The organism is Rhizomonospora bruguierae (assembly GCF_018397995.1).
Taxonomy (GTDB): domain Bacteria; phylum Actinomycetota; class Actinomycetes; order Mycobacteriales; family Micromonosporaceae; genus Rhizomonospora; species Rhizomonospora bruguierae.
This window is the reverse complement of the sequence record NZ_BBQH01000015.1, coordinates 185,222-211,189: the sequence shown is the minus strand read 5'-3', so window position 1 is coordinate 211,189 and position 25,968 is coordinate 185,222. Positions and strand designations below refer to the sequence as shown.

General features: G+C 70.4%; 31 protein-coding genes. 2 read left to right on the top strand and 29 right to left on the bottom strand.

The window, feature by feature from the left end; translation table 11 throughout:
* Window positions 1–319: hypothetical protein (locus tag KJS59_RS07660; RefSeq protein WP_213451604.1), on the top strand; the 319-nt coding region annotated here is incomplete at its 5' end.
* 171 nt (window positions 320–490) lie between these two features.
* Window positions 491–781: a hypothetical protein gene (locus tag KJS59_RS07655; RefSeq protein WP_213451603.1), complete on the top strand. Its 291-nt coding sequence runs from the start codon at window positions 491–493 to the stop codon at window positions 779–781.
* 82 nt (window positions 782–863) lie between these two features.
* On the opposite strand, the gene KJS59_RS07650 is transcribed toward KJS59_RS07655, so the two are convergent.
* From KJS59_RS07650 to KJS59_RS07510, 29 genes are all read right to left on the bottom strand, one after another.
* Window positions 864–1,112, bottom strand: a complete 249-nt coding sequence (locus tag KJS59_RS07650; protein ID WP_213451602.1) for a hypothetical protein — start codon at window positions 1,110–1,112, stop codon at window positions 864–866.
* Window positions 1,113–1,132: 20 nt separating this feature from the next.
* Window positions 1,133–1,444, bottom strand: a complete 312-nt coding sequence (locus KJS59_RS07645) for a hypothetical protein (RefSeq protein WP_213451601.1) — start codon at window positions 1,442–1,444, stop codon at window positions 1,133–1,135.
* A gap of 5 nt (window positions 1,445–1,449) precedes the next feature.
* Window positions 1,450–2,211 (bottom strand): peptidoglycan recognition protein family protein, encoded by a 762-nt coding sequence (locus KJS59_RS07640; RefSeq protein ID WP_213451600.1) that lies wholly within the window; start codon window positions 2,209–2,211, stop codon window positions 1,450–1,452.
* A 23-nt stretch (window positions 2,212–2,234) separates the two neighbouring features.
* Window positions 2,235–2,762, bottom strand: a complete 528-nt coding sequence (locus KJS59_RS07635; protein WP_213451599.1) for a hypothetical protein — start codon at window positions 2,760–2,762, stop codon at window positions 2,235–2,237.
* Window position 2,763: 1 nt separating this feature from the next.
* Window positions 2,764–6,384: a hypothetical protein gene (locus tag KJS59_RS07630; RefSeq protein ID WP_213451598.1), complete on the bottom strand. Its 3,621-nt coding sequence runs from the start codon at window positions 6,382–6,384 to the stop codon at window positions 2,764–2,766.
* The gene (locus KJS59_RS07625; protein ID WP_213451597.1) at window positions 6,384–7,757 is read right to left on the bottom strand and encodes a hypothetical protein; all 1,374 of its coding nucleotides are present in this window, start codon (window positions 7,755–7,757) and stop codon (window positions 6,384–6,386) included. The genes KJS59_RS07630 and KJS59_RS07625 overlap by 1 nt, the downstream gene beginning before the upstream one ends.
* A gap of 3 nt (window positions 7,758–7,760) precedes the next feature.
* Entirely contained in the window at window positions 7,761–10,466 is a 2,706-nt protein-coding gene (locus KJS59_RS07620; protein WP_213451596.1) for a hypothetical protein, read from the bottom strand.
* Complete coding sequence (locus KJS59_RS07615; RefSeq protein ID WP_213451595.1) at window positions 10,459–10,794, bottom strand: hypothetical protein; 336 nt, start codon at window positions 10,792–10,794, stop codon at window positions 10,459–10,461. The genes KJS59_RS07620 and KJS59_RS07615 overlap by 8 nt, the downstream gene beginning before the upstream one ends.
* 2 nt (window positions 10,795–10,796) lie before the next feature.
* Window positions 10,797–11,411 carry a hypothetical protein gene (locus KJS59_RS07610; protein ID WP_213451594.1) on the bottom strand — a complete coding sequence of 205 codons (615 nt, stop codon included), beginning with the start codon at window positions 11,409–11,411 and terminating at the stop codon, window positions 10,797–10,799.
* A 3-nt stretch (window positions 11,412–11,414) separates the two neighbouring features.
* Window positions 11,415–11,990: a hypothetical protein gene (locus KJS59_RS07605; RefSeq protein ID WP_213451593.1), complete on the bottom strand. Its 576-nt coding sequence runs from the start codon at window positions 11,988–11,990 to the stop codon at window positions 11,415–11,417.
* On the bottom strand, window positions 11,987–12,460 hold the full coding sequence (locus KJS59_RS07600) for a hypothetical protein (protein ID WP_213451592.1): 474 nt from the start codon (window positions 12,458–12,460) through the stop codon (window positions 11,987–11,989). Before KJS59_RS07600 ends, KJS59_RS07605 begins: the two co-directional genes overlap by 4 nt.
* A complete protein-coding gene (locus KJS59_RS07595; RefSeq protein ID WP_213451591.1) occupies window positions 12,457–12,852 on the bottom strand; it encodes an HK97 gp10 family phage protein in 396 nt (131 codons plus the stop codon). Before KJS59_RS07595 ends, KJS59_RS07600 begins: the two co-directional genes overlap by 4 nt.
* Window positions 12,853–12,927: 75 nt before the next feature.
* Window positions 12,928–13,272 carry a hypothetical protein gene (locus tag KJS59_RS07590; protein ID WP_213451590.1) on the bottom strand — a complete coding sequence of 115 codons (345 nt, stop codon included), beginning with the start codon at window positions 13,270–13,272 and terminating at the stop codon, window positions 12,928–12,930.
* Window positions 13,272–13,715: a hypothetical protein gene (locus KJS59_RS07585; protein WP_213451589.1), complete on the bottom strand. Its 444-nt coding sequence runs from the start codon at window positions 13,713–13,715 to the stop codon at window positions 13,272–13,274. The genes KJS59_RS07590 and KJS59_RS07585 overlap by 1 nt, the downstream gene beginning before the upstream one ends.
* 169 nt (window positions 13,716–13,884) lie before the next feature.
* Entirely contained in the window at window positions 13,885–14,916 is a 1,032-nt protein-coding gene (locus tag KJS59_RS07580) for a DUF4082 domain-containing protein (RefSeq protein ID WP_213451588.1), read from the bottom strand.
* 15 nt (window positions 14,917–14,931) lie between these two features.
* Window positions 14,932–15,384 carry a hypothetical protein gene (locus KJS59_RS07575; RefSeq protein ID WP_213451587.1) on the bottom strand — a complete coding sequence of 151 codons (453 nt, stop codon included), beginning with the start codon at window positions 15,382–15,384 and terminating at the stop codon, window positions 14,932–14,934.
* A gap of 9 nt (window positions 15,385–15,393) precedes the next feature.
* Complete coding sequence (locus KJS59_RS07570; protein ID WP_213451586.1) at window positions 15,394–15,729, bottom strand: hypothetical protein; 336 nt, start codon at window positions 15,727–15,729, stop codon at window positions 15,394–15,396.
* Entirely contained in the window at window positions 15,726–16,334 is a 609-nt protein-coding gene (locus KJS59_RS07565; RefSeq protein WP_213451585.1) for an SAP domain-containing protein, read from the bottom strand. The genes KJS59_RS07570 and KJS59_RS07565 overlap by 4 nt, the downstream gene beginning before the upstream one ends.
* Before the next feature lie 28 nt (window positions 16,335–16,362).
* Entirely contained in the window at window positions 16,363–17,382 is a 1,020-nt protein-coding gene (locus KJS59_RS07560; protein WP_213451584.1) for a phage major capsid family protein, read from the bottom strand.
* A gap of 168 nt (window positions 17,383–17,550) precedes the next feature.
* Window positions 17,551–17,730, bottom strand: a complete 180-nt coding sequence (locus KJS59_RS07555; RefSeq protein WP_213451583.1) for a hypothetical protein — start codon at window positions 17,728–17,730, stop codon at window positions 17,551–17,553.
* Window positions 17,731–17,732: 2 nt separating this feature from the next.
* Window positions 17,733–18,776: a hypothetical protein gene (locus tag KJS59_RS07550; RefSeq protein WP_213451582.1), complete on the bottom strand. Its 1,044-nt coding sequence runs from the start codon at window positions 18,774–18,776 to the stop codon at window positions 17,733–17,735.
* The gene (locus KJS59_RS07545; protein ID WP_213451581.1) at window positions 18,776–19,186 is read right to left on the bottom strand and encodes a Mov34/MPN/PAD-1 family protein; all 411 of its coding nucleotides are present in this window, start codon (window positions 19,184–19,186) and stop codon (window positions 18,776–18,778) included. Before KJS59_RS07545 ends, KJS59_RS07550 begins: the two co-directional genes overlap by 1 nt.
* A 19-nt stretch (window positions 19,187–19,205) precedes the next feature.
* Window positions 19,206–20,000, bottom strand: coding sequence for a phage scaffolding protein (locus tag KJS59_RS07540; RefSeq protein ID WP_213451580.1), 795 nt, complete (start codon window positions 19,998–20,000; stop codon window positions 19,206–19,208).
* A 127-nt stretch (window positions 20,001–20,127) separates the two neighbouring features.
* The gene (locus tag KJS59_RS07535) at window positions 20,128–21,084 is read right to left on the bottom strand and encodes a hypothetical protein (RefSeq protein WP_213451579.1); all 957 of its coding nucleotides are present in this window, start codon (window positions 21,082–21,084) and stop codon (window positions 20,128–20,130) included.
* The gene (locus KJS59_RS07530; protein ID WP_213451578.1) at window positions 21,081–22,817 is read right to left on the bottom strand and encodes a hypothetical protein; all 1,737 of its coding nucleotides are present in this window, start codon (window positions 22,815–22,817) and stop codon (window positions 21,081–21,083) included. Before KJS59_RS07530 ends, KJS59_RS07535 begins: the two co-directional genes overlap by 4 nt.
* 23 nt (window positions 22,818–22,840) lie before the next feature.
* A complete protein-coding gene (locus KJS59_RS07525) occupies window positions 22,841–24,487 on the bottom strand; it encodes a hypothetical protein (RefSeq protein ID WP_213451577.1) in 1,647 nt (548 codons plus the stop codon).
* Window positions 24,488–24,668: 181 nt separating this feature from the next.
* Window positions 24,669–24,872: a hypothetical protein gene (locus KJS59_RS07520; protein ID WP_213451576.1), complete on the bottom strand. Its 204-nt coding sequence runs from the start codon at window positions 24,870–24,872 to the stop codon at window positions 24,669–24,671.
* 162 nt (window positions 24,873–25,034) lie between these two features.
* On the bottom strand, window positions 25,035–25,727 hold the full coding sequence (locus KJS59_RS07515) for a hypothetical protein (protein ID WP_213451575.1): 693 nt from the start codon (window positions 25,725–25,727) through the stop codon (window positions 25,035–25,037).
* The gene (locus KJS59_RS07510) at window positions 25,724–25,921 is read right to left on the bottom strand and encodes a hypothetical protein (protein WP_213451574.1); all 198 of its coding nucleotides are present in this window, start codon (window positions 25,919–25,921) and stop codon (window positions 25,724–25,726) included. The genes KJS59_RS07515 and KJS59_RS07510 overlap by 4 nt, the downstream gene beginning before the upstream one ends.
* Between the last annotated feature and the right edge of the window lie 47 nt (window positions 25,922–25,968).

Sequence of the window (25,968 nt, the reverse complement as noted above, 5' to 3'; positions counted from 1 at the left end):
CATGCAGGTCGAGGTCAGTGCGGATGACCTGCTGATCCGGCCGATGATCGGCCCCGGTGGACTGACCCGGGACGAAGCCCACGCCGAAATTCAGTCGCTACTGGACCGTTCCGTCGCTGCCGGCCTACCCGGTGAGGTGGCGCGGACGTGGCGGCGTGGCGCCAAGGACGACACCGTGTATGCGGGCCTGCTCACGTGGACGATCTACGAGCACCCGGACGGGGAGGACCCACGCCGGGCCGCCCTGGCGTGGTTGGAGGGCTACGCCGAGGCGATGCGCGGCATGGGCCTGGATGTGCAGGTGGCCCGGCTTCCCTGACCCCGGACACAACGATGGCGCCCCACCCTGGCCGAAGCCAGGTGGGGCGCCATCGTTGTGGTGCTGGCTAGTCGCGCGAGGCACTGGCGGCGCGGCGCTCCTCGCGCTCCTTCCGCCACCGGGCTCCACAGTTTGACAAGCTGTACTTGTCAATACGAGATGGGAGCCGCCGTGACCGACCTGCCCGCCCTGACCGCCCACCACCCCCAGCTCATCCGGCACGGCGAGCACGACCGCGCCGAGGTGCTCGGCCAGATCGACGCCACGATCCGCGCCACCGCCGGCCAGCAGCCCGCCGAACTCGTCGACCAGCTCATCGCGATCTACCGCGAGGTTGCCCTCCGCCACACCAACGCGCTCTGGTGGGGCGAGCAGTCCGGACGGCACATCGGCCGCGTCCTCCAGCGCGAGCTGACCGCCGACGACAAGGCCCGGATCGCCGCGCTCGCCGCCCGCCGCTGACCCCCCCGCAGACGACGGAACGCCCCGCTCCCGGCCGAAGCCAGGAAGCGGGGCGTTCTCGCTGTGGTGCTGAAAGGTGTAGCTACCGCTGCTGCTCGTACGTCGGCGGCCGGGCCGCGCCGAGCAGCACCCCGAGCGCCGGCCACCGCGACTCCAGCGCACGCGCCACCGCGTAGTAGATGGCCGTCGCCAGGGCGACAACGCCGACGGTCAGCGCGGTCGACGCGTCATCGCCGAGCACGACGCCGAGCGTCGACGCCAGCCAGGCCAGCGCGGAGCCAACGGCAATGGGGACATATGTCCGGATCAGCGATACCAGATGATCAGACATGCTCTCTCCTCAGTGGGGGGTTAGTGCTGGTCGGCGCCGGTCGCCCGCGCGACCTGCGTGACCTGGTCTTTCATGGACGACCCACCGTTGTGGGTCAGCTCCTGGTGCACGAGCTGCTCGACCGCGGCGAGGCGGCGGTCCATGCCGGCCACCCGGTCCATCAGCCCCGGCCTGGCTGGCTGGTCGCCACGAGCAGGCTCCCCCAGCAGATCGTCGGCGAGGCGGCCGAGGCGGCGCATGGTGCCGATCACCCACCCCACCACCCGGCGGAGCACCTCAGCCGCGGCACCCACCGCCACGATGAGGCCGCAGATCGCGAGGACACGATCCACCGCCCTCAGGCCCCGAGCAGGGCGGTCCAGGTGTACCGGCCGGCCTGGCCGTCCCCGGCGCCGGCCTTGGTCACCGAGTTCTGGACCTTCTTCTTGGCCTGGAATACCTTCAGGTCCTTCTCGGTGGCGGGCCCGAAATCGCCGTCGATCTTCGAGCCGCGGTAGCCGGCCGCGTGCAGCAGGCCCTGCAGGCGGCCGACAGCCGCCCCCTTGGATCCGCGCTTGAGGGTGGGAAGCTGGGCCACGATGGCCTCCGTCCAGTCGGTGGGGTTGGTGGGTGCCGGCGTCGACACCGGCGTGGTGCCGCCCGGCGTGGGCATGCCCGCGATCACCCAGGCGCGCAGACGCGCCCCCGGGCAGCTGGTGGCCGCCAGCAGCGAGTGGTACCGCTTCGTCAAGGTCTTGCCGGCGCGGCGGAGGGCCTCGTCGTACAGCCACCTGATCGCGGCCTTAGCCGCGTCGGTGACGTCCTTGTCCTCGCCGATCATGCACACGCCGATGTTGGCGGTGTTGTGGCCGGCGATGTGCGCCCCGACCGCCATCCACCCACGGCCCTCGTAGATGCGGCCGGCAGTGTCGACGAGGAAGTTGTAGCCGATGTCCGACCAGCCCTTGCCGATGTGGTAGTCCTGGATCGCCCGGGGCGTCTGGTCCTTGTTAGCGCCGGAGTAGTGCACGGCGAAGCCGGTCCGGCTGGCCCAGGTGGTGGTGTGGACGGTGCCCGCCGGTGAGCGGGCACCCCATTGGGCACGGGTGATGATCTCCATCTGGCCTCCTCAGTCCTTCAGGGTCAGGGGATGGGAATGATCAGGAGCCGTCGGCGGGCAAAGCCGGAGGTGGTGCCCGTCTGGCTCGCATACATGAGCTGGACGTTGTAGGTGTCGCCTGGCGTCAGGCCGGTCACGCAATGAAAAGTGCTACTGGCGACGGTGCTCGTACCGCTGTTCTGGCAGCCACGGTCCAGGCTGGGTGCGACGACGACTGCACCCGAGCCGACGTCGCTCCCTGTGCGCAGCTCGTAGGAGCAGACACCGAATCCGGCGCCGGAGGTGGCGCGGATGACGGCGGCCCACATGACGACGACGCGACCGGACAGTGGGGCGGTGAAACCAGTTCCGCAGACGCTGGCATTGGCCACGAACCCGGTTGAGCTGGTGGTGACCTCCGATGGCTGGTCGTTGGAGGCAGGAATGGCATCGCCGGGCTCCAGGGTCTTGACCCGCTTGTCGAGGTCGGTGATCGCGTCGACGGCCGGCTTGGCGAATCCGGCGACGGAGACGGGGCTGCCGGTGATTGGGATGGTGAGGGGGTAGGTCACGTCACTCCGTCCACAGGCATTCGTTCCAGGTGCTGTTGCCCCACGTCCCGGGCGGCAGCGCTCGCCGGGCGCGGACCACCTGCGTGAAGGCGGCGCCGACCTTGCGGTGGACCACCGAGTTGAGGCGATACCGGCCGTTGGCCTTGGTCTGACTGGGGTCGTCGACGATCACCAGGTCGCCAGGCTGCCGGCGGGGGTCGCCGAACAGGGTGACGTCGTCGACGACGGGCGCGGCGCGCGCCAGTTCGGCGACCAGCGCGCCGGCGATCTGCTGGGCGTCGCCAGGCCGCTGAATTTCGGGGAGGTTGACGGTCATCGACCGTTCGCCGCGCGCCGCGATGCTGTCGTCGTCGACGGCGGTCTGGGTGGCGAGGGTCTGGGTGACCGCCCGGCCGGCGATGTTGATATAGGGGACGGAGCCGTCGTTGACCGCGTACACCGTGGCGCTCGTGTTATTGGTCAGGGTCAGTCGCGCGGTGTTGGCGTCGATGAGGTGGACCTGGGCGTAAGCCTTCGGGTAGAACAGCTCCAGGCCAGTGCCGTCGGCCGCGGTGTTCAGCGTGATCCACGAGGTGTTGTCGGGTGACGGGTCAGTGCCGTCCATCTGCGACGGCCGCAGGATGTCGAGATATCCGGCGTACAGCCGGACGGCAGTCGTGGCGAGCGTGACATCCAGGCTGGTGCTGCCGCGGGGGACGGCCAGCCGTTCGGTGGACTGGTAGACGGAGACATTGGCGGTGGACACCTCGGTGCGGTTGTATGACACCTGCACCGTGTTGCGGATCCGCGACGGGTCGAGGCTGATGTTGAGTGGCCCGGCGTTGACATCGGTGGAGATCGTCTCCGTCGGCACCTGCTGCGCGCTCTGCGTCCAGTAGCCGGCGGGTAGGTAGTGGAGGATGTCCTGCTCGTCGCAGTGCACCGATGCCAGCTCGGTTTTCGCGCGGTTGCCGATCAGCTCCCATGCCTCGGTGGCCTCCGTCTCCACTAGCGCGGCGAAGCGGTTAGCGGAGGGGTGGACGACGGCGCCGACCCGCCAGGGCAGCTGGTTGAGCCAGGGTGCCGTGTTCGGATCGGCGTTGGCGCCGGTGGTGAACTGCACCTCTGCGACGGGCAGATAGCTGAAGTGCACAAACTGCTGGTTGGACGTCCCGTTGGGGTTGATCTCCCGAATCGGCAGGTCGTTGATGTTAAAGACGCCGGCCGCGGCGGCTGACGCGCTCACCGTCCCGTTCAGGTTCACGGCCGCCTTGCCGGCCGAATAGTCGTAGGCGCAGCCGAGGAAATACCAGCCGCCGTCGGTGGGCAGCGTCTGCGCGCCGGTGTACGTCCAGTCGGCGGCGGCGCCCATCAGTCGGACGTAGGGGTGCCGGTTGTTGTCAATGCCCATGAATGCATAGCCGCTGCCGCCGTCGGAGAACGCCTGGATACTGAAGCTGACCAGGGCGCTGCCGGGTCCGCCGGGCGCGGCGGCGGCGTTGGTGGCCTGGCCCTTGATCCAGCATTCGAAGCGGCCGCGGTAGGCCGTGCGGATGAGCGCGCCGTCGCCGTCGCCGAGGTGGCCCAGCTGGATAACCGCCCGGTCCTTGCGGGTGGCGTCAATGCCCAGGTTGGGCGCGAGCACGAATGGGCCCGGGATGAACTCCAGGTTGAACGGCCGGTTGGCGGAGTCGTAAGGCCGGACGTTGTAAACGACATCCTGGTCGGCGGGGATGGCCGGCCGGATGGCGCCGTGCATGGTGGCATGGAAACGGCAGCCGACGCGGACGGGCGGCGAGACGTGCACGTCGCACTGGTGCAGCGTCCAGCTGATCAGCCACGTCGCGTCGCCGCCCTCGAGCTCCGCGAGCACCGGCGGCGGCTGCACCGCCTTGGCCAGCTTCAGTCGGGTAGCAGAGACCCCGGTGAGGCTGGAACTACCACGCATGGGCAGGTTAGTCATGCGACCGGTGAACAGCCGCACCTCCTCCGGCCCAGCGGCGGTGACAAGGCCCTGGTCAAGGGTGACGGGGGCAACGTCCCGGTCGAAGTCGCACACTGGAGACGCCGCGTTGAAGGGCGAGAAATACTCGGCGGGCGACATGCCATCACGGCCGTCGGCCAGCCCGATGGACAGCTCGGGGACACCCACCCCACTCACAAAGGCGACCTGGTCGGGCAGGCCGTCGTCAATCGTGTGCGCGACCTCGTATCCGTCGCCGACCTGGTCGGTGAGGTCGTCGACACCGCCGTTGACCATCCGGAACTGCTTGAAACGGATGGTGTTGGGCAACTGTGAAGCCAGGAATCCGGTGTTGATCAGCGACCGGACGCCGACGCGGCCGGTGGGCAGCGGACTGCCGGCGTCCCGGACCTGGACGTCCCAAACGGCGCGCGGCGCGCTGTCGGTATGCCACGCCTTGACGCGAATCAGCGCACCGGAGGTTTGGGTGCGCAGCCACACCGTCTGCCCAGCGGTGGCCATGAACGGCAGCCGAGCCTGGGCGAGCACGGTGGTCGAGCCGCTCCGCTTGACGAGCCGAACGTTGACGTTGCTCTCCGGCAATGACGGGTCGCCATTGGCAACGAAGTCTGGCAAGTCGACGTTGACAGTGCCGTTGGTGTTGCCGCTCTCGCGGATGGCCAGCACGCCCACCCTGGTTCCGGCGGGTGGGGTGGTCGATGTCTCGGCGTACGACACCTGCCAGCCCGGCCGGGGGTCGGTCGACTTCCAGGCCCTGGCTCGGATCGTCCGGCCAAGGCACGAGAGAGCCACATTCCAGGTGTTGCCCGCGGTGTGGGCGCCGACGCCGGTCAGAAGGCTGACGTTGACATTGACGCCATTCACCCACCTGAAGAGCACCAGCCGAACGCCACCGCCCGCGGCGAGCATCAGTTGCGCCTCGTAGTAGTTGTTGGGGTCGACGAAGCGGCCAGCGACGCGGACGGTGATCGGTGCGGAGCTGGGCACGACGGGGATAGCGAACGCGGCTTGGCATTCGTGGTCTGGGTCGCCGATGTCGAGGTGGGCGATGTGAAGGTCGCCCGGGTTGGCCAGCGTGATTCGTCCGGTGGTGCCGCCCACCACGTTCCACTCGGACGCCGTGCCGAGCACGGTCCATGGGTGGCCGGTGTCGGCGTTGCCCCAGCCGGCAGTCACGTTGCGGCTGAAGGTGTCGAGGACGCGACTGCCGGGATGCCGCTCGACCTGCGCCTCGTAGTGACTGGTGACTGAGGTGTAGCGGGTGAGAACACCGGCCTCCAGGTTGGCGCCGGTCGCGCCGGTTGTGAGGTTGACGCCCGCCAGGATGTCGGTGTCAGGCACGTCGAAGCCGAGCAGCGTGTGGTGCGCGACGTTGGTGGCGCTGTGCTGGTGTGTGCCGTAGCCGCCGGCGACGGCGTAGTCGTTGCTGGCGCCGCCGCTGGTGGACCACGCTTGGGCGTGTGTGGTGCTGGCGTCGGCGGCACCCCAGCCGCCACTGGTGGCGCGGTCGTCGAATGTGTCGTTGACGAGATTGGGCACACCCCAGCCGCCGCTGGCGCCGTAGCCGTCCTCACCCCAGTCGGCGCGGACGGTGGGCGGCAACCAGGTGACGTTGGCGCCGGTGGCGGCGCGGACCAGGTTGTTGGAGGCGGACTGCATCAGGCACCCACTTCCTGCAGGGTGAGGATGGCGCCGGAGCGGTGGTCGGGCCAGCCCCACGGCCACGACTCGGGCAGGCTCACTACCTGGACGGGCAGGACGCCGGTGCCGGGCCGCCACGCGGTGGGTGCGCTCGCCGCCTCCAGCTGGAGCTGCTCCAGCCAGAGCTTGGCGGCGGCGCTGATACTGGCGCCGGTTGCCGCCACTTGGGGTACCACGAATGCCGCGCTGAGTGGCGGGGTGCCGGTGACGAACATGGTGGTGCGGGCGATATCGGTGGCGGCTACGGCCGTCCCGGAGGTGGTGGCCAGGGTGGCGCCGGCGGCGTTCAGCCACCGCAGTTGCGGCGTGAGGGTGACGGCGGGGTTGGTGCCGCCGCCGAGGACGCGGAAGCTGAAGCAGAGGCTGCGGCCGGGGGTGAACCGGCGCAGCCGTGCCTCGTCCACATGCAGCAGGTGTCCGATCGGCGGGGTGCCGGTCATCAGCACGGTGATGCCCGCCTGCGCTGTGGTCGCCGGGGCGGTCCCGACGACGTCGAGGTGGGTCCAGGTATTGGCGACCACGGCGGTCGTCGTCGTAGTCGACGAGAGGTAGGTGCCGCCGCCGGTCCTCCAGTCGATGCGCAGCTGGATGTTGCGGCCGACCGCGCACCGCACCCACGCCGACGCGCGCAGCATCTGGCCCGGAGAGATACCCGGCACCGCGGTGCTGTGGGCCGCCGCCTGGGTCCCCGCACCGTCCGGGGTGAGCAACAGGCTCGCCGCGCCCTCGTGCGCCTGCGCGGTGGACCAGGTGACCGTGCCCTCGCCAGCGTTGGGCGCCCAGTCGCTCACGTCCGCCTCGAAGAGCGGATTGGCGTTGATGTCCGGGCCGTCGACGCTGTTGTTGACGACGGGGACGCCTGGCCACTCCGGGCTCGGCGAGTCGATGGTGAGCAGCGCGCCGGCTGGGTTGCCGACGGCGAAGTCCCAGCGCAGCGACGCGGGTCCGCGTTCGTTGATGGTGGCGTCGGAGGCGAGGGTGCCGCCCGACCCGGAGACGGTGAAGTTGCGGGTGTCGTTGCGCACGCTGGTGGCGGCCGACTGGTTGTCGGTGAGCATGTTGACCTGCGATGGGTCCAGCAGCACGAACGGGCCGGGCCCCTCGTGGCCCTGGTCAAACGCCTGAATGATGGCGTAGGTGGCCATGTCGAGGGACTGCCACGCGTAGGAAAAGCGCCGCTTGCCGCCGGGCAGTTGCGCCATCCGGATGCCGCCGGAGCCGAGGGTGAACGCGGCGCGGGTGCGGGCTCGGGTGATGTCGGCGCCGCCCCGGGGGTAGGGGAGCGCGTGCAGTGCTTCCGGTCGGCCGAGGAAAATGGGCACGTCAGTCACGGGTCACCGCCCCGCTCGCTGCGGGCTGATCCAGCCGCGCTGCCGATCGCCCTCACGGGCCGCGTCAGCGACATCGCGGGGGTTATCACTGATGACACCGCGCACGATCTGGGTGACCGGGCCGGTGGGGAAGTCGAACTGGACGACCACGTAGACCGGCTGGCCAGCCTGGAGTGAGCCGCCGCCACTGGCCGCGCCCTCGCTGGGCACCACCCGCGCGCCGTGCCAACTGGCCGCCTCGCCGAGGATGCCCAGCGCGCGCGTCCGCGGGATGTTCTCGGGAACGTACGCCTCCTTGGAGCCGCCGTCGCGGGCGGTGCCGCGTTCGCCGAACACAACGGTGGGGGCGGTGAAGATGCCGGCGCCACCGGTGCCGGTGAGTAGGCCGTTGGCGGCCTGGAGGATGCCGCCGTGGCGCATGGGGACCCCGTAGCGGGCCAGCTGGTTCAATACCTTGTCCAGCCGGGATGTGTTGGGCTTGATGTCTATTTTGATCGTCTTGTCGTGGAGGTTGGCCAGCTCCCGGTTGACGGCATCGCGGAATTCACGGAACTTCTTCTGACTGTCCTTCAACTTCGACCCAAGACCGGGGATCCAACCGAACGCCCAGACGGCGCCGTCGAGGATCGTCCCGTAGGCGTCGTTGAAGACTGTGGTCAGCTCCAGCGCCCAGATTTTGACCTTGCGCTGGTTTCCCTTCCGGTCATTTTCGAAGTCTTCCCATGCCTTCCCCAGCTTGCCGAGCCAGGCAACAGCATCGATGAGCGCCGCGGCGAAGCCCTTGAAAGCGTCAATCCAGCCCTTCATCGACGCGCGGCCCTCGTCAGTGTCCAGCCAGTCGGAGAACCGCTTGAGCCCGTCGGCCATGCTCTCCAGGCCGGACTTCTTGCCCTTGTTCTGCGCGTCGTCGAGTGCGATGTCCGAGATCTGGCCGATGATGTGGGTCAGCTCCTTGCCGACGTCGAGCAGGGCGTTGGCCTGGTCGGCGGCGTCGGAGAACCACTTCTTGAGCGACCCGTTCTTGGTGTTCTTGTCGATCATCCCGTTCCAGTCGTCAAGCAGGTCCCCCAGGTGGCCGAGGAACTTCTTGACGAACGGCTCCGACTCAGTGAAAAGGTTGGCGAACATATCGGCGATGTCGGGGATCCGCCTGTTGAACCCGTCCCACACCTCGTCAGCGACGTGCAGCATCTTGTCGACGGACTTGATGAACTTGGGGCTGGAAAAGGCGTCCATCGTCTGGGTGAGGGTGTGGTTCCAGTCGTCGCCGAACAGCTTGATCCCGCGGCGTGCCTCCGGCAGCCACCGTTTGAGGAACCCGTCGAGGTGCTCGTCCAGTCCTCGGAAGATCCGCTCCTGCGCGAGGGTCTTCAGTCCGCGCAGGTCATCCCTGTATTTGGCGATGACGTCGACGAACCGTTTGGCCGACGGGGTGAGTTTGTCGTAGGCGCGTTCCACCGCGGCGGCACCGCCGGCCCCGGCCTTGGCTGTCGACTCGTGGGCCTGCTTGAGGGCCTGCTGCGCGTCGATGAGCCCGTCGGTGGCCGCCTGCTGCCGCTCCAGGGCGGCCTTCACCAGATCGCTACCCTCGACCCCCGCCTTGGCCGCGAGGGCCTGGTCTTCGGTCAGATCCTGGGCGCGGATCTTCGCCTCCGCCAGCGCATGCTGGGCCTGTTCAAGAGAGATTTGGGCGCGCTGCCGGTCCAATTCGTCGGCGTGGCGGTCAGCCTGCACGCGGTAAAGCTCACGCTCGGCCTCGGCGACGGCGAGGGTGGCAGATCGTTCATCCAGCCGCGCGCCAGCCAGGGCGAGGATCATGTCCCGCAGGTCGCGGCGTGCCTGACGGCGGGCGGCGTTGAGGTTCTCCTGCGCGCCTGCGGCCTCCCGCTGCGCGGAGGCGAGCCGGCGTTCGGCGGCCGCCACCCGGTCACGGGCGCCGCCGTCGCCACCACCCCCTCCGCCGCCTCCACCGCCGGTTTTCGGCGGGTCGAACACCTCGCTGATGGCCGAACCGATGCCCAGGCTGCCCATGACGATGGTGCCGATACTGGCGGCGGCCGCAGCGGCCAGCGCGGGCAACGCGGCCAGCGCGCCGGCGATGCCGTAGATGACGGGCGGGATCACCTGCAGGCTGGCGCCGAACAGGCCAGCGTAGAGAGTTGCCTTGCTCAGCGTCCCGAGCACGCTGCTGTTGAGCCAGCCGAACAGCCCGCTCCCCGGCACCTTGTCGAAGATCTTCCCGATGTCCGTGGACAGCTTCTTGATGCCGGACCGGGATGTGGACTGCAGAAGTCTGCCGATGTCGTCGCCGACACTCCTGAGGCCACGCATGATGCCGGAGCGCATGCCGCGGCTGGTGTCGTCACCGAGGGTGGTGCCGATGTCGACGTACCGGCCGCGGTGGTCACGCAGGCGGCCGGTGGCGTCGCGGGTGAAGGTGTCGCCGGCCCGCCGGCCGGCGGCGCCGAACGCCCCCTCTGCCCCTGCGACGGCGGCGTCGGCCTCCCGCACGAACTGCCCGCGGGAGTCCCGGATCCGACCCGTGGCCGTGCGGGTGAACGTTTCGCCGGCTCGTTCCCCGCCGTGGCGGAACGAGTCGTCGGCGGCGTCCATCGCCTTGTCGGCCTCGTGCTGGACCTGGTTTTTGTCGACCTTGGCGTTGACTTCGACGAAGCCTCTGGCGATCTTGAATTCGGGCCCGTCAACCATCGCCGCCGCCCACCTCGAACAGGCCGGACAGGCCGGCGCTGGCCAGCGCCGCCGGCGTGGCGTCCACTTCGACGCGGCCGCCAGTCGCGGTCATGGCCGGCGAGCCAGCGGCGGGCGCCGCGAAGGGTGCCTGGGCGGCCTCCCGCTCGTTGATGACCTCCTCAGCGCGCAGGCGCATCACGCCCCGGTAGGCGGGCAGCCGGTGGGCGAAGGCGAAGAAACGCGGGGCAGGCATGCTCAGGTGGTCGGCCACGCGGTGGATCGCCGACATGTCGCTGGCGACGTCGGCGTCGTGGTCGAGGACCCAGAACAGTTGCCCGGCCCGCATGATCAGTTTCCCGCGATCTCGCGCAGGCGCTGGAGGAACATCTTCCGCAGTCGCCGCATGATCGGGTTGATCTGTTCGTCGGTGATGGTGGGGACGGCGAGCAGGGCCTTGTATCCGTCGTCGCCGAGGTAGGCCCGGGCCAGGAAGGGGATGAGCACGGCCTCGCCGCCGTCGGCCATCACCTCGAGCCCGCGCAGCGCGTCCTGGACCGGCAGTTTCTTGGGGATGGTGTACGGCTTGCCGTCGATGGTGAAGACCTCGATGCGCTCGACGTCGGGCGCCGGGGCCGTGGTGTCGAAGGCGATGGGCGCGAGGTCGGCGCCGTCGATGGCCGGCTCGTCCGGCGGCGTCGCGGCGGCGGTGGTGGGGCTCGTCATGTCCTGCTCCTTGGGTCCGAACACGGCGTCTACGGCCGCGTCGATCTGCTGCTGGATGTGCTGGTCGCTACCGCCGCTGGCGAGCAGCGCGGCGTACCGGTCGGCTCCCAGCGCCGTCTCGACGACGGCGGGCAGCGCTTGAGGTCCGAGGCCGCGCACCAGGCGCAGCACGCGCAGGCCCTGGCCGGCATCGACCGGGCGAGGGTCGACGCCGACCGGCTGCTGCGTGGGGGCGGCCATGGGCTACGGCGCGACGACTTCGTCGACAACCCGGAAGGGCTTGGTGTTGGCGTCGACGTAGTGGCAGCCGAACGTCACCGGGAAAACGGTCTGGCCGTCTTTGCTGAACGGCACGCCGACGGCGGCAATGGATAGAGCGCGGCGGATGATGAATCGGCGCCGCACCTGGTTGGCGCCGGGCGCCCACCCGTCGAACATCAGCTTCTTGTAGTTCGGCTGGGTCGCCGAACTGGTGAACTCGGGGTCCCATGCCTTGAAGCCGCTGCCGGTGGTGACGGTGCCGCCGTTGAGCACGACGGAGAGGTTGTCCAGCGTCGGCTCGGCGAGCTGGGTGACCACCTGTATGTCCCGCTCGGTCAGCCGCCGACCCACGACGTCGACCACCTGGTCCATGGCCAGCATCGCGAACTGCTGGTTGATGTTGACGGTCAGGCCGCCCAGGGTGCCGCCTAGATCGGTCCACGCCGACGCGGCGGGCGTGCTGTTGATCTGTGTGTCGAGGGGCTCGGTGGCGTCGATATTGCCGCAGTAGATGCCGGAGATCGGTCCCATGACCGCGTTGACTGCCAGGGCCGTCATGACCCCTCCTTGTCTGTCCAGTTAAGCGTGAGTTCCAGCAGGTAGCGGGCGTACGAGCCGGGGTCGCCGGGGAAGCGGCGGGGTTCGGTGGCCAGTGCGGTCATGACGCGGGCGCCGGCGTAACTGTCGGGCAGGTGTGCGGACACGTCGCGCTTGCCGTACTGCTGGCCGGCGTAGGTGCCGTCGACGATGAGCTGGGCGAGCTGGGACGCCTTGCCCCATGGCGGCTTGCTGCTGCCCTGGTTGGTCGCCCAGCAGCTGATTTGCAGGACAGGGGCGCGGGTGGCCATCTCCAGGCCCATGGACCCGCCCACCACCGGCCCGACCTGGATGAAGCCGGTGTCCGCCCAGCGGATGACACCATCGGCGCCCGGCTTGGGCAGGGTGGTGGCGACCGCGCCCGGCGGGATGCCGGCGACGCCCCTGCACCAGGCGACAGCCACGAGGTCGGAGGTGGGTCGGTGGCTCATGGCATCCCCAGCCCGAGGGCACGCGCCCGGTAAATTGCGGGGCGGGCGAACGGCTGCGCCGGGGTGCCGGGGTGCCAGACTCGGCGGCCGAACACCTGCCCGGTCTTGCGGTTGCGCAGCGGCCACGGCCCATGGGAGCGGATCTCGTGCGGCTGCGACCCGTATTCGACGCTGGCCCAGTGGTCAGCGCCTGGGCCACCCACGTGCACCCGCCCCACTGGACGGCCGGCCTTCGGATACTCCTCGTGGATGGACCGCAGCAGGTCGCCGTTGTCGACGGGCACGCCGGCACGCATATCCGCGGCGATCGCGACGATGAGGCGACGAACCGTGGGGACGCTCGCCGCTTCGATGCGCACGATCGCGGTGGGCTCGAGACGGGCTGCTGGCATCGGCAGTGGCCTCCCCTCTACAGGTCGGTCGGGTGCGGGGTGCGGCCAGTCGACCCGGCCGTGGGCGCGCCCCGGTCAGGTGATGCGGCGGAGCTGCAGGTGCAGGTCGGGGACGTTGATTGGACTGGCGGGAGCGGTCAGCCCGTCGATGACATAGACCGCGCCGGTCCTCTCGTCTCGCAGCCGCTCCACCCCGGTCATGTCGGTGTTGGCGGGCAGGCGGCAGGCGTAGGAGCGAATGGTGCGCGGCGTGCCGGTGTCTGGCAGCTGCACCTGGGCGGCGCGGGTACCCACGCCAGGGCTGGCCTGGATGATGGAGGCGATCACGCCGGTACGCAGCGGCCGGGCCACGTCGCGCTCGTCACCGTATTCGTCTTCGGTGGTGCCGCCGAGCAGGGTGACGGTGGTGGTGGCGCGCATCAGCCGATCACCGCCCCGTTGTGCATGGGCCGCCACGGCTGGTTGTCGTCGGCGGCGGCGCTGTCGCGGTCGCCGGGCCGGCGGCGGGTGGTGGTGCGGATGCTTTCTCGACGCCAGGACAGGCGGTCGATGCACCGTTTGGCGAGGGGGGCGAGCAGGGCGGCGTTGGCGTGCGCGTGCACGGCGGACTGGCCGTCCTGACTGAAGGAGTCGACGTCGACGTTGGTGAGCACGTCGGGGTGCGCCTGCATCCACGCCGCCTGGTAGGCGACGGCCATGCGCAGCAGTCGCAGGTTGCCGCTGCTGATGTTGCCGGCGTCGGATGCCTCGGTGGTGGTGTGGGCGAACAACTCCACGATGAACCGGGCCGACGTCACGTCGTCTTCGGTGACGGTGGCCTTGGCGATGCTCAGGACATCGGAGGGGGTCGCCCATTCGGTCACGGCGGTGGCCTGTCTCGCGGAGCGTCGGGTGGTTGCTCGTCGCGAGCGGCCTGCGATCCCCGGTCGCCGGGGTGCTGGGCGGCTGGTGCGCGGGCCATCTCGGTCGCCGCGCTGCCGTGCTGTGATCAGTTGTACCACGTGCCCGTCTGTCCGGGCACGGGTCAAGCAGTCAGGGCCTGTGGTGTGTCAACCGCTGCGGTCCGGCGAGGTGTCGAGCACGTTGCGGGCCTGCGAGGTGCCGCAGGTCGGCGTGGGCCGCGGTGCCGCCACCGGTGGTGATGGACCGGGCGGTGTCCGTCTCCACGGCTCGGCTCAACGTGCGGCGCTTGGTGCGGCTCAGCGCGGCGGCGGTGTCCGTCTCCACGGCCCGACCGAGGACAATGGTGCGCATCAGGCCGAACGGGCTGGCGGTGTCCACCTCCATCGCCTGCCCGATGGCCCGCCTCTTGCTGTGACTGAAGGCGGCGGTGCTGTCCGCCTCGCCGGCGTGCCCGAGGTGGATGGTCTTGAGGCGAGCGACCGTGCCAGCGCTATCCGCTTCGACGGCCGGCCCAATGGCATGGGTCTTGGATCGGCCGATGGCGCTGGCCGCGTCCAGTTCGGCGGCTTGATCGAGGGCCTTGGTCTTGACGCGGCCGAGCGTGGCAGCGGTATCCGTCTCGGTCGCCTGGCCAACCTCCACGGTGATCGGACCACCGGGCGCCTCGAACAGCACGTCGAGGCCGTACCACGCACCATTGCCCGAGTCCGAGGCGTAGCCGGCGCCGACGAGTAGTGACCCGTTCGGATAGGGGTCCTCGGGTGGCTCGACGCCGTGCCGGAACGCGGTGAGGGGTCCGACCGTGACCGCGGCGGTGGTGAACCGGCCGGCGGTGAACGTGTACCACGACGGGGTCCGGTACTGGACCCGGTAGTGCACGCCCGCCGTGACGCTGACGGGCGCGTCGAACAGGATGTTGTTCCACACCCCGGGCGTCAGCGGCGCCGGCGCGGTCTTCTGCGCGAGCAGGGTCCCGCTGACGCTGGAGTCAATCGCCCACAGGCTCACCACGCACGACGACGGCGCGGTGGACGGCCCGTAGACCGGGACGCCGAGACAGGCCCCATCGACGGCAGTGATCCATCCCAGCCCCAGCTCGTAGGTGGTGCCGTCATTGTGGCTGCCATCGGGGGCGTCGCCCGCGAAGATGCTGTCGGCCACGGCCGGCCTCCCGGGCTACGCGGCGCGGTAGAACCCGGCGGCGGCCACCTGTGCGACCAGGTCCGACCCGTCGGTGGTGGCGGTGAAGTCGTGGTAGGTCAGCGGGATGATGTCCGCGTCGGTGCTGCCGGACGCCGGCTTGTAGCAGATGATCAGCTTGCCGAGCGTGTTGTTGGACGCCCCACCGGCAGCGGCGTAAGTGAAGTCGGCGGCGTCCACGTCCACGCGGTTGTTGGTGTCGTCGACGGTGACGGTGATCGACGCGAGGGTCTTGCGGACGTAGTTGGTGAAGTCGGCCTCAGCGTTGGCGCTGGCCAGGATCGCGGCGAGGGTGGCGTGGTTGTTGAGGGTGTCGTCGGCTTCCAGTCCGTCCGCCTTCAGTAGCACGACGATCAGGGAGTCGTCGGCGGCCGGGAGGGTTGCGTAGTAGGCCGCCCTACCCTTGGCGGTGTTGAAGACGCCGTCCATGACCTTCTCCTACCGGGTGACTTCCCGGCTGAGCCGGGCCTTGCCTTGGGCGATCCGCTCGGTGCGGGCGCCGTTGGTGATTTCCAGGTCGTAAACGCCGGCCGTCCAGTCGAACTCCGTGGTGATGGCGGCCGGGATGGTGGCGGTGACCTGGGCGTTGCTGGCGTCGACGCTGACCGTGGCGGTGGCCAGCACCGTGGTCGCGTCGGGGCGTTCGCGGATCTGCATGGCACCGGTGTAGCCGGCCAGGTCGGTGCGGCGCTGCTCGTTCTCGTCCAACAGGTCCACCATGAATTCGAAGGTGGCGCCCTGCTCCACCACGATGTCGCGGAGGACGGCGGTCACGGCCGCAGGTCGATCGCGTAGACGGCGGTACCCGCGCCCCAACCGACCCGGTGCCCGCCGTCGGCGAGTGGGGTGTGGCCGACGGCGCGCGCCCGGACGGCGACCTCGGCGACGAACCGCCAGTGCTGCTCGTCCGTGAACGCCCCGTCGATGGGGAACTCGGCCATGAATGCCGTCAACACGGGTTTGTCGGCGGTGGCGCCGGCCGCGGGCGGCGGGGGTTGGTCTGCGGCCGGCGGGTCCGCCGGCGGGGTGTCGCTGGCCGGCGCGGGCGCGTCGGCAACCGCGCCCGTGTCTGTGGTCGGCGGCGAGATTGACAGATCGTCTTTCAATGACTGCTCCCCCCACGCCCCGGGATCCAGGTCGTCGTCGGTCGGCTCGGCGGCGGCCCGGTCCCGCTCCCCCGGGTCCGGGTCGCCGCCGACGTCCGTCGCGGCCGGCTCGGCTGGTGCGGGCGCCGCCGCCCCACCACGACCGGCGGCGCCCGCAGCCTCATCGGCCGCCGTCAGTCGCGCGACCAGCGAGGCCTTGTTGCCGTAGGTGGGCAGGCCCCGATGGGCGCACTCCTCGCGCAACTCGTCGTTGGTCTTCACTGCGAAGTCCATCGGGCCCACCCCTCCCACGTCAGCCGGCTCAGCCGACCCGCTCCAGCACGGCCGCGGCCTTCGGGTGCGTGAGCTTGAAGGCCCTGCGCGCCCGGAACTTGATCGCGGCGTCGTCGGTGTCGTCCTGCGGGCGGGCGTTCTGGAACAGGCTCTCGGGCCCGCTGCGGTCACCGCGCGCCAGGAACCGGCGGTTGGTGAAGTACAGCAGGTCCCGGCCCGTCGGGTCGCCGGACATGACGGTGCTCGCCCGGCAGCCCCGCGACCAGGCGATCGGCACGTTGAACAAAGTGTCGGGGGTGCCATCGGTGGTGGCGATGAAGATCGGCCGGCCCTGGTCGTCGACCGTCATCCGCAGCGCGTCCCGCCAGCCCGGGTGGGCGATCACCAGCGAGTCAGCCAGCGACCAGTATTTGCCGGTTTCCACCAGCTTGAAGACTCCCGACAACTTGCCGTACAGCCCGCTGGGGGTGCCGTCCCACGTCAGGTAGTTGGCGTCCGCGACGTACGACGCGTCGGAGTCGTTGGACCGCAGGGTGCGGTAGGCGCTGGTGAACGGGATCGTGGTGCCGTTCTCGGCGCCGGTGGCACCCAGGCACGCGTTGTCGAACGTGTCAGCGTAGGAGATGGCCCAGTCCTCGCCCTTGGTGGACAAGACGTCCATGCGCGAGTTGGCGTCGGCCAGGTCATCCTCGTCCACCTTGAACCGGCTGTGAAAACGCCGGGCGGTGATCGTGACCTCGTCGTTGGTGGAGGTGTCGTCGCTGTAGGTGGAGCCCGAGGCGACGGTGATGCCCGCCGACCGCGGGATGCTGCGGGTCTTCGACCGCATCACGTACCGCTGGCCGTACCGTTCGATCGCGGAGTCCATGCGGACCCGCTGTACGACGTTGGAGTCGTACTCGATCGGGATCCAGTCGTCGATGACGGCGGCGGCCGCGCCGCCGAGGGAGTAGATGGGCTCACCGCTGCTGCGGAAGCCGAGGATGGTGCCGCGGTTGGGCAGGTCGTTGTCGGCCTCGGCCCACACGTCGGCGAGGGTGGTCCGCATCGGGGACTCCAGTCGCTCGCGATGGTCTGTGTCGATGCCCATCGCGGGCGGTCCTGGTGGCGGCCTGTCGCAGGCGCTGCCGGGGTGCGCGGCTTCCGGGTGGCCGTCTCGGCCGCTGCCGGTGCGCGCTGTGATCCAGTTGTACCACGGACGTGCGACGCGGCGGTATCAACCAGCCGCGTCGCGCGCCGCGGGTTCGTCCTGCTCCCGCCCGTCCAGCCAGCGGTGGACGAGGATGTCGCGGGTGCAGCCATCCCCTCGAACCACGGGCACCGCGGTAGGGCCGCACACGCAGTCGCGGGTGGTTTCGTGCCGGACCAGGTCGTCGGCGGGCAGCTCGTGCAGCATGGTCAGTCCCGGTCCGGTTCGGCGGTGACCAGGACGGGCGTATGCGGGAGCCAGTCGTAGCGGGCGCGGTCCCGCACAATCTGAGCGGCAATCGCGTCGGTGGCTTCGGTCACCCAGTCGGCGGCCCGCTCCGCATCAGTCAGCGTCTGCCCGGATCCGAAGATGCGGCCGCGTCGACCCGGCTTGGTGGGGATGCCGACGGGCGCCTCCCACTGGGCGGTCCACGCCTGTCGCCGCCACCAGCCGCGCTTGCGACCGAGGGTCTGCCGCTGCAACTGGAGTACCACGTCGTGCTGGTCGCCGTGCGGCAGCCGGACGGTGGCCATCACCGGCTCGCCGACATCGGCGTAGCTGTACTGCTTCGGGCCGAGCAGGATGGTGCGCGGGTCGATCTGCAGGCTGTGGTCGTGCCACTTCGCCCAGCCACGCGCCCGATTCGACCAGGCGCCGTCACGGTCCGCCCACAGCTGCCACCACAGGTGGCCGTGGGACAGCCGCAGGCTGATCACCTTCGACTGGTAGCCGGTCCCGTTGAGCCGGTGCACCAGCCAGGATCCGAATCGCTCGGTGTGCAGGTAGAGATGGCCGAAAATACCGAGGTGGAAGCTGGCGGCGAGGGTGTGCTCCGACCCCTTGTTGCCCACTTTCAGCGAGAAGCCCCACGTCTTGTGGTGCGGGTCGCCGACGACCAGTTGCCCGCCGAGCGCCAGCTGGGAGCTGGCGGGCCAGGGGCCCGGCGCGTGGTATCCGGTCAGGCCCTTCGCCATCAACGCCGGCCCGGCGTGGTCGCCGGTGTAGCGGGCGCCGATCGGCCAGCTCTCGGGGAGCAGGTTGCCCTGAGGTTTGGGCCGGACGCCGCAGCGGCCGCAGATCGCCCAGCGGCGACCCCAGTCACCCCGGAGCCCTCCGTACCCGTCGACGATCGGCCGGTGCCCGCGCAGCCGGCACAACAGCAGCGGCCGGCGGATGCCGCGCAGCCAGAAGCCGACATCGACCAGGCAGTGCCGCTGGTCACGCTTCCGGTAGTTGACGACGCGCGCGTGCATCAGACCTCCATAGTGACAACGGTGAGCTCGTCTTCGACGGCGTTTCCGTCGCGGATCCGCCACGCCCGGGCGGTCGGCTCCGCACCGGCCAGCGAGACGATCAGGTGGTGGGCGCCGGGCTCGCCGGCAAGCTGGATGTCAGCGCGTGACGGCCGGGCCGGGCTGGTCGGGTGCGAGTGCCAGATGACGAGCGGGTCTTCGCCGCGCTCGTCCAGTTCCCGCCACACGGCGAGCTGCTGCTCGCGGTGGAAGCGCCACAGGTGCTCGGACGCCTCGGCGTTGGCCATCGGGATGACCCGGGTGGGCAGCCCGCCCGGCCAGCCGGCGATGATGCCGCACGCCTCCACGGGTGCCTGGGCGCGGCAGTGGTCGACCACCGCGCCCAGGACTCCCCCCGGAATGGCCAGCATGGGTGCTGCCGCCAGTCTGCTACTCGCCGTCGATGCCGGCCTGCGCCAACATCTTCGACCGCCAGTCGCCGATGGACTTCGCCGGCTTGGTGGGCTTGGCGCCGCCGTCCACCGCGTCGGCGCCGGACGTCTTGGCGCCGGCCGGCACCGTGCCCTGGGTCCGCTTGGTCGCGGCCTTCTGCTTGAACACGGCCGGGTAGCGCACTTTCAGGTCGGTGATCTGCTCGTCCAGCCCGGAGACGTTGCCTTCATCGTCCACATCCACCTGCGACATGTCGAGGCCGGCGAGCACCAGGTCCCGGTAGCCGGGGTCGCAGCCGGCGTCGTCCAGCGCGTTCTTGGCGGCCAGCTTGTGCAGCGCCGGCTTGTACCGCAGCTCCGTCTTCGCCGCGGCACGGTCGGCGGCGTCCTTCAGTGCCCGCTTGATGTCCGCTGGGTTCTGGCCGCTGCCGGCCGGTTCGGCGGGCGCGGCCGCGTCGTCGTCGGCACCCGTCTTCTTGCCGGTGCGCGGGTCGATGCCATGCTCCTGCAGCAGCCGGCGGCGCTCCATCGCCTCGCGGTTCGCTTTGCGTCGGGCGGTCTCGGCGGCCTCCCATTGCTCGCGGGTGGGCGGCGTCCACTCGTCCGTCTCTCCGGCCGTCTCGTCGTCGCCCGTGTCGTCGTCGGTGTCGTCGTCCTCGCCGGCCGTGACCGCCTCCCCGTCGCCGCCGCCCGCCCAGTGGATGGGGGCGCCGTTGGCACGGTGGCCGAGCACGATCAGGGACGGGGCGGGGTGGGCCGTCGCGGCGCGCAGCCCCGGCTCGGTGATGGTCATCGCGACCGGTCTCCCTCCGGAGGATCTTGCCTACTGGGAGGGCACTATGGCAGACGAGCCCGACAGCCATTGGCGGCAACTTTTCGCAGGTCAGAGCATCGGGTGATTGGTTGAGGCGGTTCCCGGATCAGGTATCGAAGGTGCCCGCTGCGACCGCGCGGCGCGCCCGGTCCGCCACCGAACGGGGCACCAGGAGGTGGCTGCGCAGCACCCGGTCGGCGGCGCGCAGCCGCGCCGGCTCCGACGCGTGTGCCGACCAGCCGCGCAGCACCGTCCGCTGCGCCTCCCGGCGGAGCACGTCCGGTAGGTTGACGCCATCGGCGGACTCCCTGGCGCTCAGCCAGGGCGAAAGTCGGCAGCGACAGCGCGGGTGGGCGGGCGGACCGGCCAGCGCCCCTACCACGGCGGAGGTGTCGCCGAACGTCTGCCCAGCAGGGAACAGTTCCCCGGCGCCGACGACCATGCCGGCGTAGGCCAGGCAGGTGAGGCACGCGTCGCGCTCGGCCACCCAAAGCCGCGCCGCGACTGCATCATCCGCCGCCGCCGCGATCCCCTCGTTGACTGCACGGTTGGCCACCCACCGCGTGGTCGCATCCACGCGGTGGACCGCCTGATTGGCGCGACCCACCGCGGCCATCACGTCACTGTGTCGCTCGAGGTCGGCGGTGCGGGCGGCGCGCACGGCGGCGGCGAGGTCGGCGGCGGCCCGCTCGTTGACCGCCGCCACGACGTCGCGCAGCGCCGGGGATGGGCGGAGTCGCAGCCGGATGTTGCCGAGCACCGCGGCGGCGTGCCGCAGCCCCAAGGCCAGGCCGGCGGCGGCGATGCGGGCCAGCCGGTCACCCACCCGGATGCTCAGCCCGGCCAGCGCGGCCACCAGCACAGCGCGAAACGCGGGTACCTGGTCGGCCGGCAGCAGTTGGTCAACGCCGCCGGCACGCCGCACATACTCGGCGGTGACCCTGCGGGTGACCGCCACCAGTTCGCGCCGGGCAGCGGCGGTCAGCTGTTCAGCGGCCCGCTCCTCAAACGCGATCGCCTCGACGTCCTGCCGGGCCAGCCACGGCGGCAGCGGCGAGGTCACCCGGCGTCCACCCCGTCACCCGGCCGCGTGTCGCCGCCCGCCTCCTGCCCTGTGCGGTTGGCGTCGATGGCGAGCTGCGGCGCGCCCACACCCGTGAGCATCTCCTCGCCGCCGGCCGCCCGCGGGTCCACCACCCACCGCACCAGTTGCCCCACGATGGCCTCGCTGATCACGCCGAGGGACACGCCGGCGCCCAGCCGTTGCACGGCGTCGCCCAGCTTGACGACGACGGCGAGCCGCCGTTCGATGCCCGGGTCCGGCCAGTCCTTCGTCCAGTCGGCTGCCTGCTCGGCGGTGTACCCCGCCTCCATCAGCGCGACCTTCGCCGGCACCCCGGCGGTGATCTTCGCCTGGATGACCTGCCAGCCCTCCAGGTCGGTGACGGACGCGACAGGCGCCCACTTCACCTCCACCCGGGCGCCCTCGATGCCCAGCAGTCGGAGCGCCTGCTCGAACGCGTCGGCGATCACCCCACCCCACAGCTCATGCCGGATCAGGGCTGTGTTGTCGGTGGGCGCGTCAGCCATCCGCAGGGCAGCACCCGACGGGGTTTGGGCGAAGCGGGAGCCGAACCGGTACAGCGCGACCTGGGTGGCCTCACCCATCGCCTGCACGTACCGGTCGAAGGGGGCAAGGAACACGCTCGGGTCAGCCGGGTCCAACTGCTTGACGTCGCGGACCCCCGGTATCTTCCATACCGACGACGGGTCGGCACTCAGGGCGGACGTGCCGCCGCCCTCCGGGTCGTCGTCCTCGTCTTCGGGCCGGAACGGGTCGCCGCGGTTGCCGAGCACGTCATCGGCCTTCGGGTCCATGAGGGCGACGCGCTGCGGGAAGCTCTGGTAGTCGATGGACGAGGCGTGCGCGATGACCAGCTTGTCGATCATCTGCTGAGGGCCATACGCGTGCAGGTGGTCGGGCTTGCCGTACGGGCGATCGGTGCGCAGGTGAAACCACGGCATGCCGTGGTCGTGTTCGAAGGCGGCGCCGCGGCCGTCGCCCGGGTCGAACGGGTCCCAGTTCTTCGAGTCGCTGGCGTCGCAGCCCGCCTGGGATATCCACCGCTCGATGCGTGCCCGCCGGCCGCCGCGCGGCGGGTAGTAGAGGGTGGCGCGGGCGCGCTGCCGGGGCTGGCCCTCCGGGCCGGGTTCGTCGAACGTCCACGATTTGATCACGTAGTCGATGGTCAGGGGGTCGTCCTGCCGGTAGACGGCGCGCACCGTGTCCGCGCCGTTGACGCGGACGTCCACATCCACCACCTGGCCGCTGGGCGGGTCGCCGTCCTCGCCCACGGTGTCGTCGGCGCCGCCGTCGACGGTGACCGGCCAGACGAACAGGTAGGCGTCGCCATTGCGGCACGCCTTGAGGATGGCGTCCGGCGCCTCGGCATCCAGTTGGTTCCGTTCCCACGTCCGGTCGAGCGCGGCCTGCGCGGCGGTCACCGCCTCATCCGCTTCGGCGTCGATGACGCCGTCGCCGTCCACATCCGGCTCCTCGGGTACGGCGGCGATGGAGCGGATGCGCAGCCGGTTGGCGATCGTATCCACGGGGATGTGTGCGTAGTCGAAGCGCTCGATGTTATTGACGCCCTGCTTGGCCAGCAGCATCTGCACGCGCACGCTGGCGTACGCCTCGGTGGTGCGGCCGTAGTAGAACGCGTCGGCGCGCTGGTATTCGCGGGCGGCCTCACGCAGTTGGCGCAGGCCGTCCATCAGGTCGGGGGTGCCCGCCATGGTCTACCTCTCGGAGTGTGGGGTCATCGGGGGTAGACCGTCTCGGTCCGGGCCTTGGGCGGGCGTAGCAGGCGCTCGACGCCAGCGCCCGTCGCATCGATCATGTCGTCGTGCGGCCCCCGGGGGAACGCGCACATCTGTTCTTCCAGGCGCGGCAGCGGCCGGGCGTGCACCACCCGGGGCGGGCGCACCTGGTATTGGTTGAGCAGGTTGGCGGCCCTGACTTCCTTTTTCACCGTCTGGTGCACGGTGTAGAGGCGGACGGGCAGGCCGTGCAGGATGTCCGCCCAGTTCTCCCCGCCCTGGTTGGTTTCCACCAGCACGCCCCGGACGAGCGGCCACTGCTCCAACAGGCGGAGCACGTGCTCGCGCAGCGGCGAACCGGTAAGCCGCACCTGCTGCGCGAACTGGACGACGCAGCGGGCGGGCGCCGTCTGCCGGGTGCCGGTGAGCGTCCGTTGGGTGCGCGGCGGGATGAAGTCGATGATCGCGATGCCCGTGTAGTCGGAGGTCTTCTTGGTGGTGACCGCCGGGTCGATACTCAGCAGCTGCCCGGTGCTGCCCTCGGGTTCGTCGTAGGTGAAGTCGTCGGCCGTCCAGTAGCCGCCGTCGGCGCCCGCCGGGTCGTTGGCGAAGTTCTTCTTGTAGCTGCGCGTGTGCCGGATCTGGTTGAGCAGCTCGAGCGGCCACTTCGCCGGCCAGATGGAGCGTTCGGACCCGTCGGGGCGGGTGACGATGGGGATGGCGTGGTGGGCCTGGAACCGCTCGTCCACGATCCACTGCTCGGGCTGGTCGCCGGCCGCCGCGCGCACCAGCTGGTGGACGATGGAGCCGGGCATGGTGACGGTGCCGACCAGCACAACGCGCGCCCAGATGTTCATGGGCAGGACGGCGTCGACGATGGTGCTCAGCCGCTTCTCCGCCTGGTACGCGGAATAGTTCGATTCGTCCGGTTCTACATCGTCAAAGAGAATGAGGTCGGGACGGCGCTTACCAACCTTCAGCCCGAGGTTGGACGAGTCGATGCCCCGGGCGGCGAACACGAATCCGCCCTGCGTGTGCAGCATTCCCTGCCGGTCGGCGAGGGTGGTGCCCGACTGGCGGCGGGCCGGGGTGCACAGCGCCGGGTAGTCCTCGCGCAGCAGCTCGTTGGTTTCCAGCTCCCGCTTGAACGTGGACAGGTGGGTTTCCGCCTGGCCGGTGGAGTCTGCGAACGCGACGGCGAAGTGCACGTGCCCGTGGGCGGCGGCCCACAGCACGAGGATGTGGAACCACCACGTCGACTTGCCGGTCTCCCGGGGCGCGATCTCGGCGTGCCGCTGCGACCGGGGCTCGGCCGCAGGAGTGAGCCAGCCGCGGGCACGACGGCACCAGTCGAGGTGCGGGTCGGCGAAGGTGATCTGCCCGTCGGTGGCGTCACCGGCCAGGTGCTGTGACAGGTAGACGAGGGCGAACAGCAGCGGGTCGCGGACGGTGGCGGCGCGACGGCTTTCCGGGCTGTCGAGCAGGCCGTCGAAGCCGGCGAGGTACGCCTGCGGGTCGAAGGTGTCGGAGTCGATGGCGGGGTCCACCCAGGTGGGCGGGTCGGGGATGTCGAGTTCGATGGCGGGCGTGAACAGGCGGGCGCACGCCTCCCATGCAGCGGCGTCGAGGCCGCTGGCAGTCAGCATGATCCGCCGCCCGTCGGGGCGGTGGCGGTTGGGGTTCGGCGACGGCGGGCGCCGCCGATGGCTGTAGCCATCGCAGCTGCTCCTTGACCCGTCGCGGGTTGCGCCGCCCGGGCGGCGGCTGGTGATCAGGATACGGCGCGGCCCCGACGTTCGGCCATGAGCCAGCAGTCGGGGCCGGGAACTACTTCCTGACGTTCACGATCGGGCGAGTTCCGGGCTCCTTGGTCCCGGTGACGAGCGCGAATGCCTCGGCGAGGTCGCGGACGGAGCCAGCGGACAACGTGCTTGGGTCGTACCTGTCGGCAGCCTTCTTGATGGCCTTCAAAACAGCGTCGCGGGTATCGGTCACGTTCTGCGCCTCAGCCTGCGGGTCGGTGGTTGTCATGGTCGGCACCATAGCGCCCCCATACGACAGTCTTCGCAACGCGACATGGGAGCGCGAGCGCCCCCGCTGGCCACCTCAGGCCCAGCGAGGGCGCCCTCCTCACCGCACCCCAGCAAAGCTCACGACTTGACGGTACCGGGCGACCCCGACAGCGCCTGACGGTCAGCGCACCACCCGCAGGTCGTAGCCGCGGCCCTCCAGTGGCGGGATGTTCTCCGGCCAGTGCCGGCCGATCACGTCCTTGCGGACATACGTCTCCACGCCCAGCAGCTCCCGGGCGTCCGCGTGGTAGCAAGGGTCGTCGCTCATGCCGGCGTCCATGTCCCAGCGCCAGCGCAGCCGGCGGAACACCGACCGCTCGACCAGCAGGAAGCCGGCGGTGTTCATGTGCGACTCCACCCGGAACGGGTACTGGGCGACAGCCGGCCCGCGCAGGTTGTAGGTGGGCACCTCCCCGCCCACCAGTGGGTGATCGAGTGTCAGCAGCTTGGGCAGCGCATCCGGCGGCGGGCACATGTCCGCATCCAGGTGCAGGATGTGGCTGGCACCGGCGCTGAGCGCGTAGTCGGTGATCAGGTTGCGGCCGGCGCAAATATGGCTGTAGCGGTTGCCGCTGGTCACCTCGGTGCGGCCATCGTCCAGCGTGAACGTCCACCATTCGCCGCCCAGTCGGTGGAGCCGGTTGAACACCGGCTCAAACGGCGGGCGTCCGCGCCCGTCCAGCTCCAGCGCGGCGAAGAACCGCACCCCGTCCGGGTGGGAGTCGGCCAGGGCCTCGGCGGTCCGCAGCCATGACAGGCACGTTTCCGGCCGCCCGGTGGCGAAGCCGGTCATTGTGGCGCCGACGACGATCATCCCAACCCCACCACCTCGAGCACGCGCCGCAGGCAGCGCGGCTCGCTGTCCGCCCACCCCATGTCGAAGCTCATCAGCTCCAACAGGCGGGTGGCCTCCGCCGCCGTGAACTCGTGCCATTCGCCCTCGTGGTCGGCGTGGTAGCAGCGGGCGCGGGCCGCCGGCGGCTGCGCGGCCGGCGGATCCCCGGTCACCGGTCGCCACCTGACGCGGTGCCGGGAGAGGTCGACGCCTTCTCCAC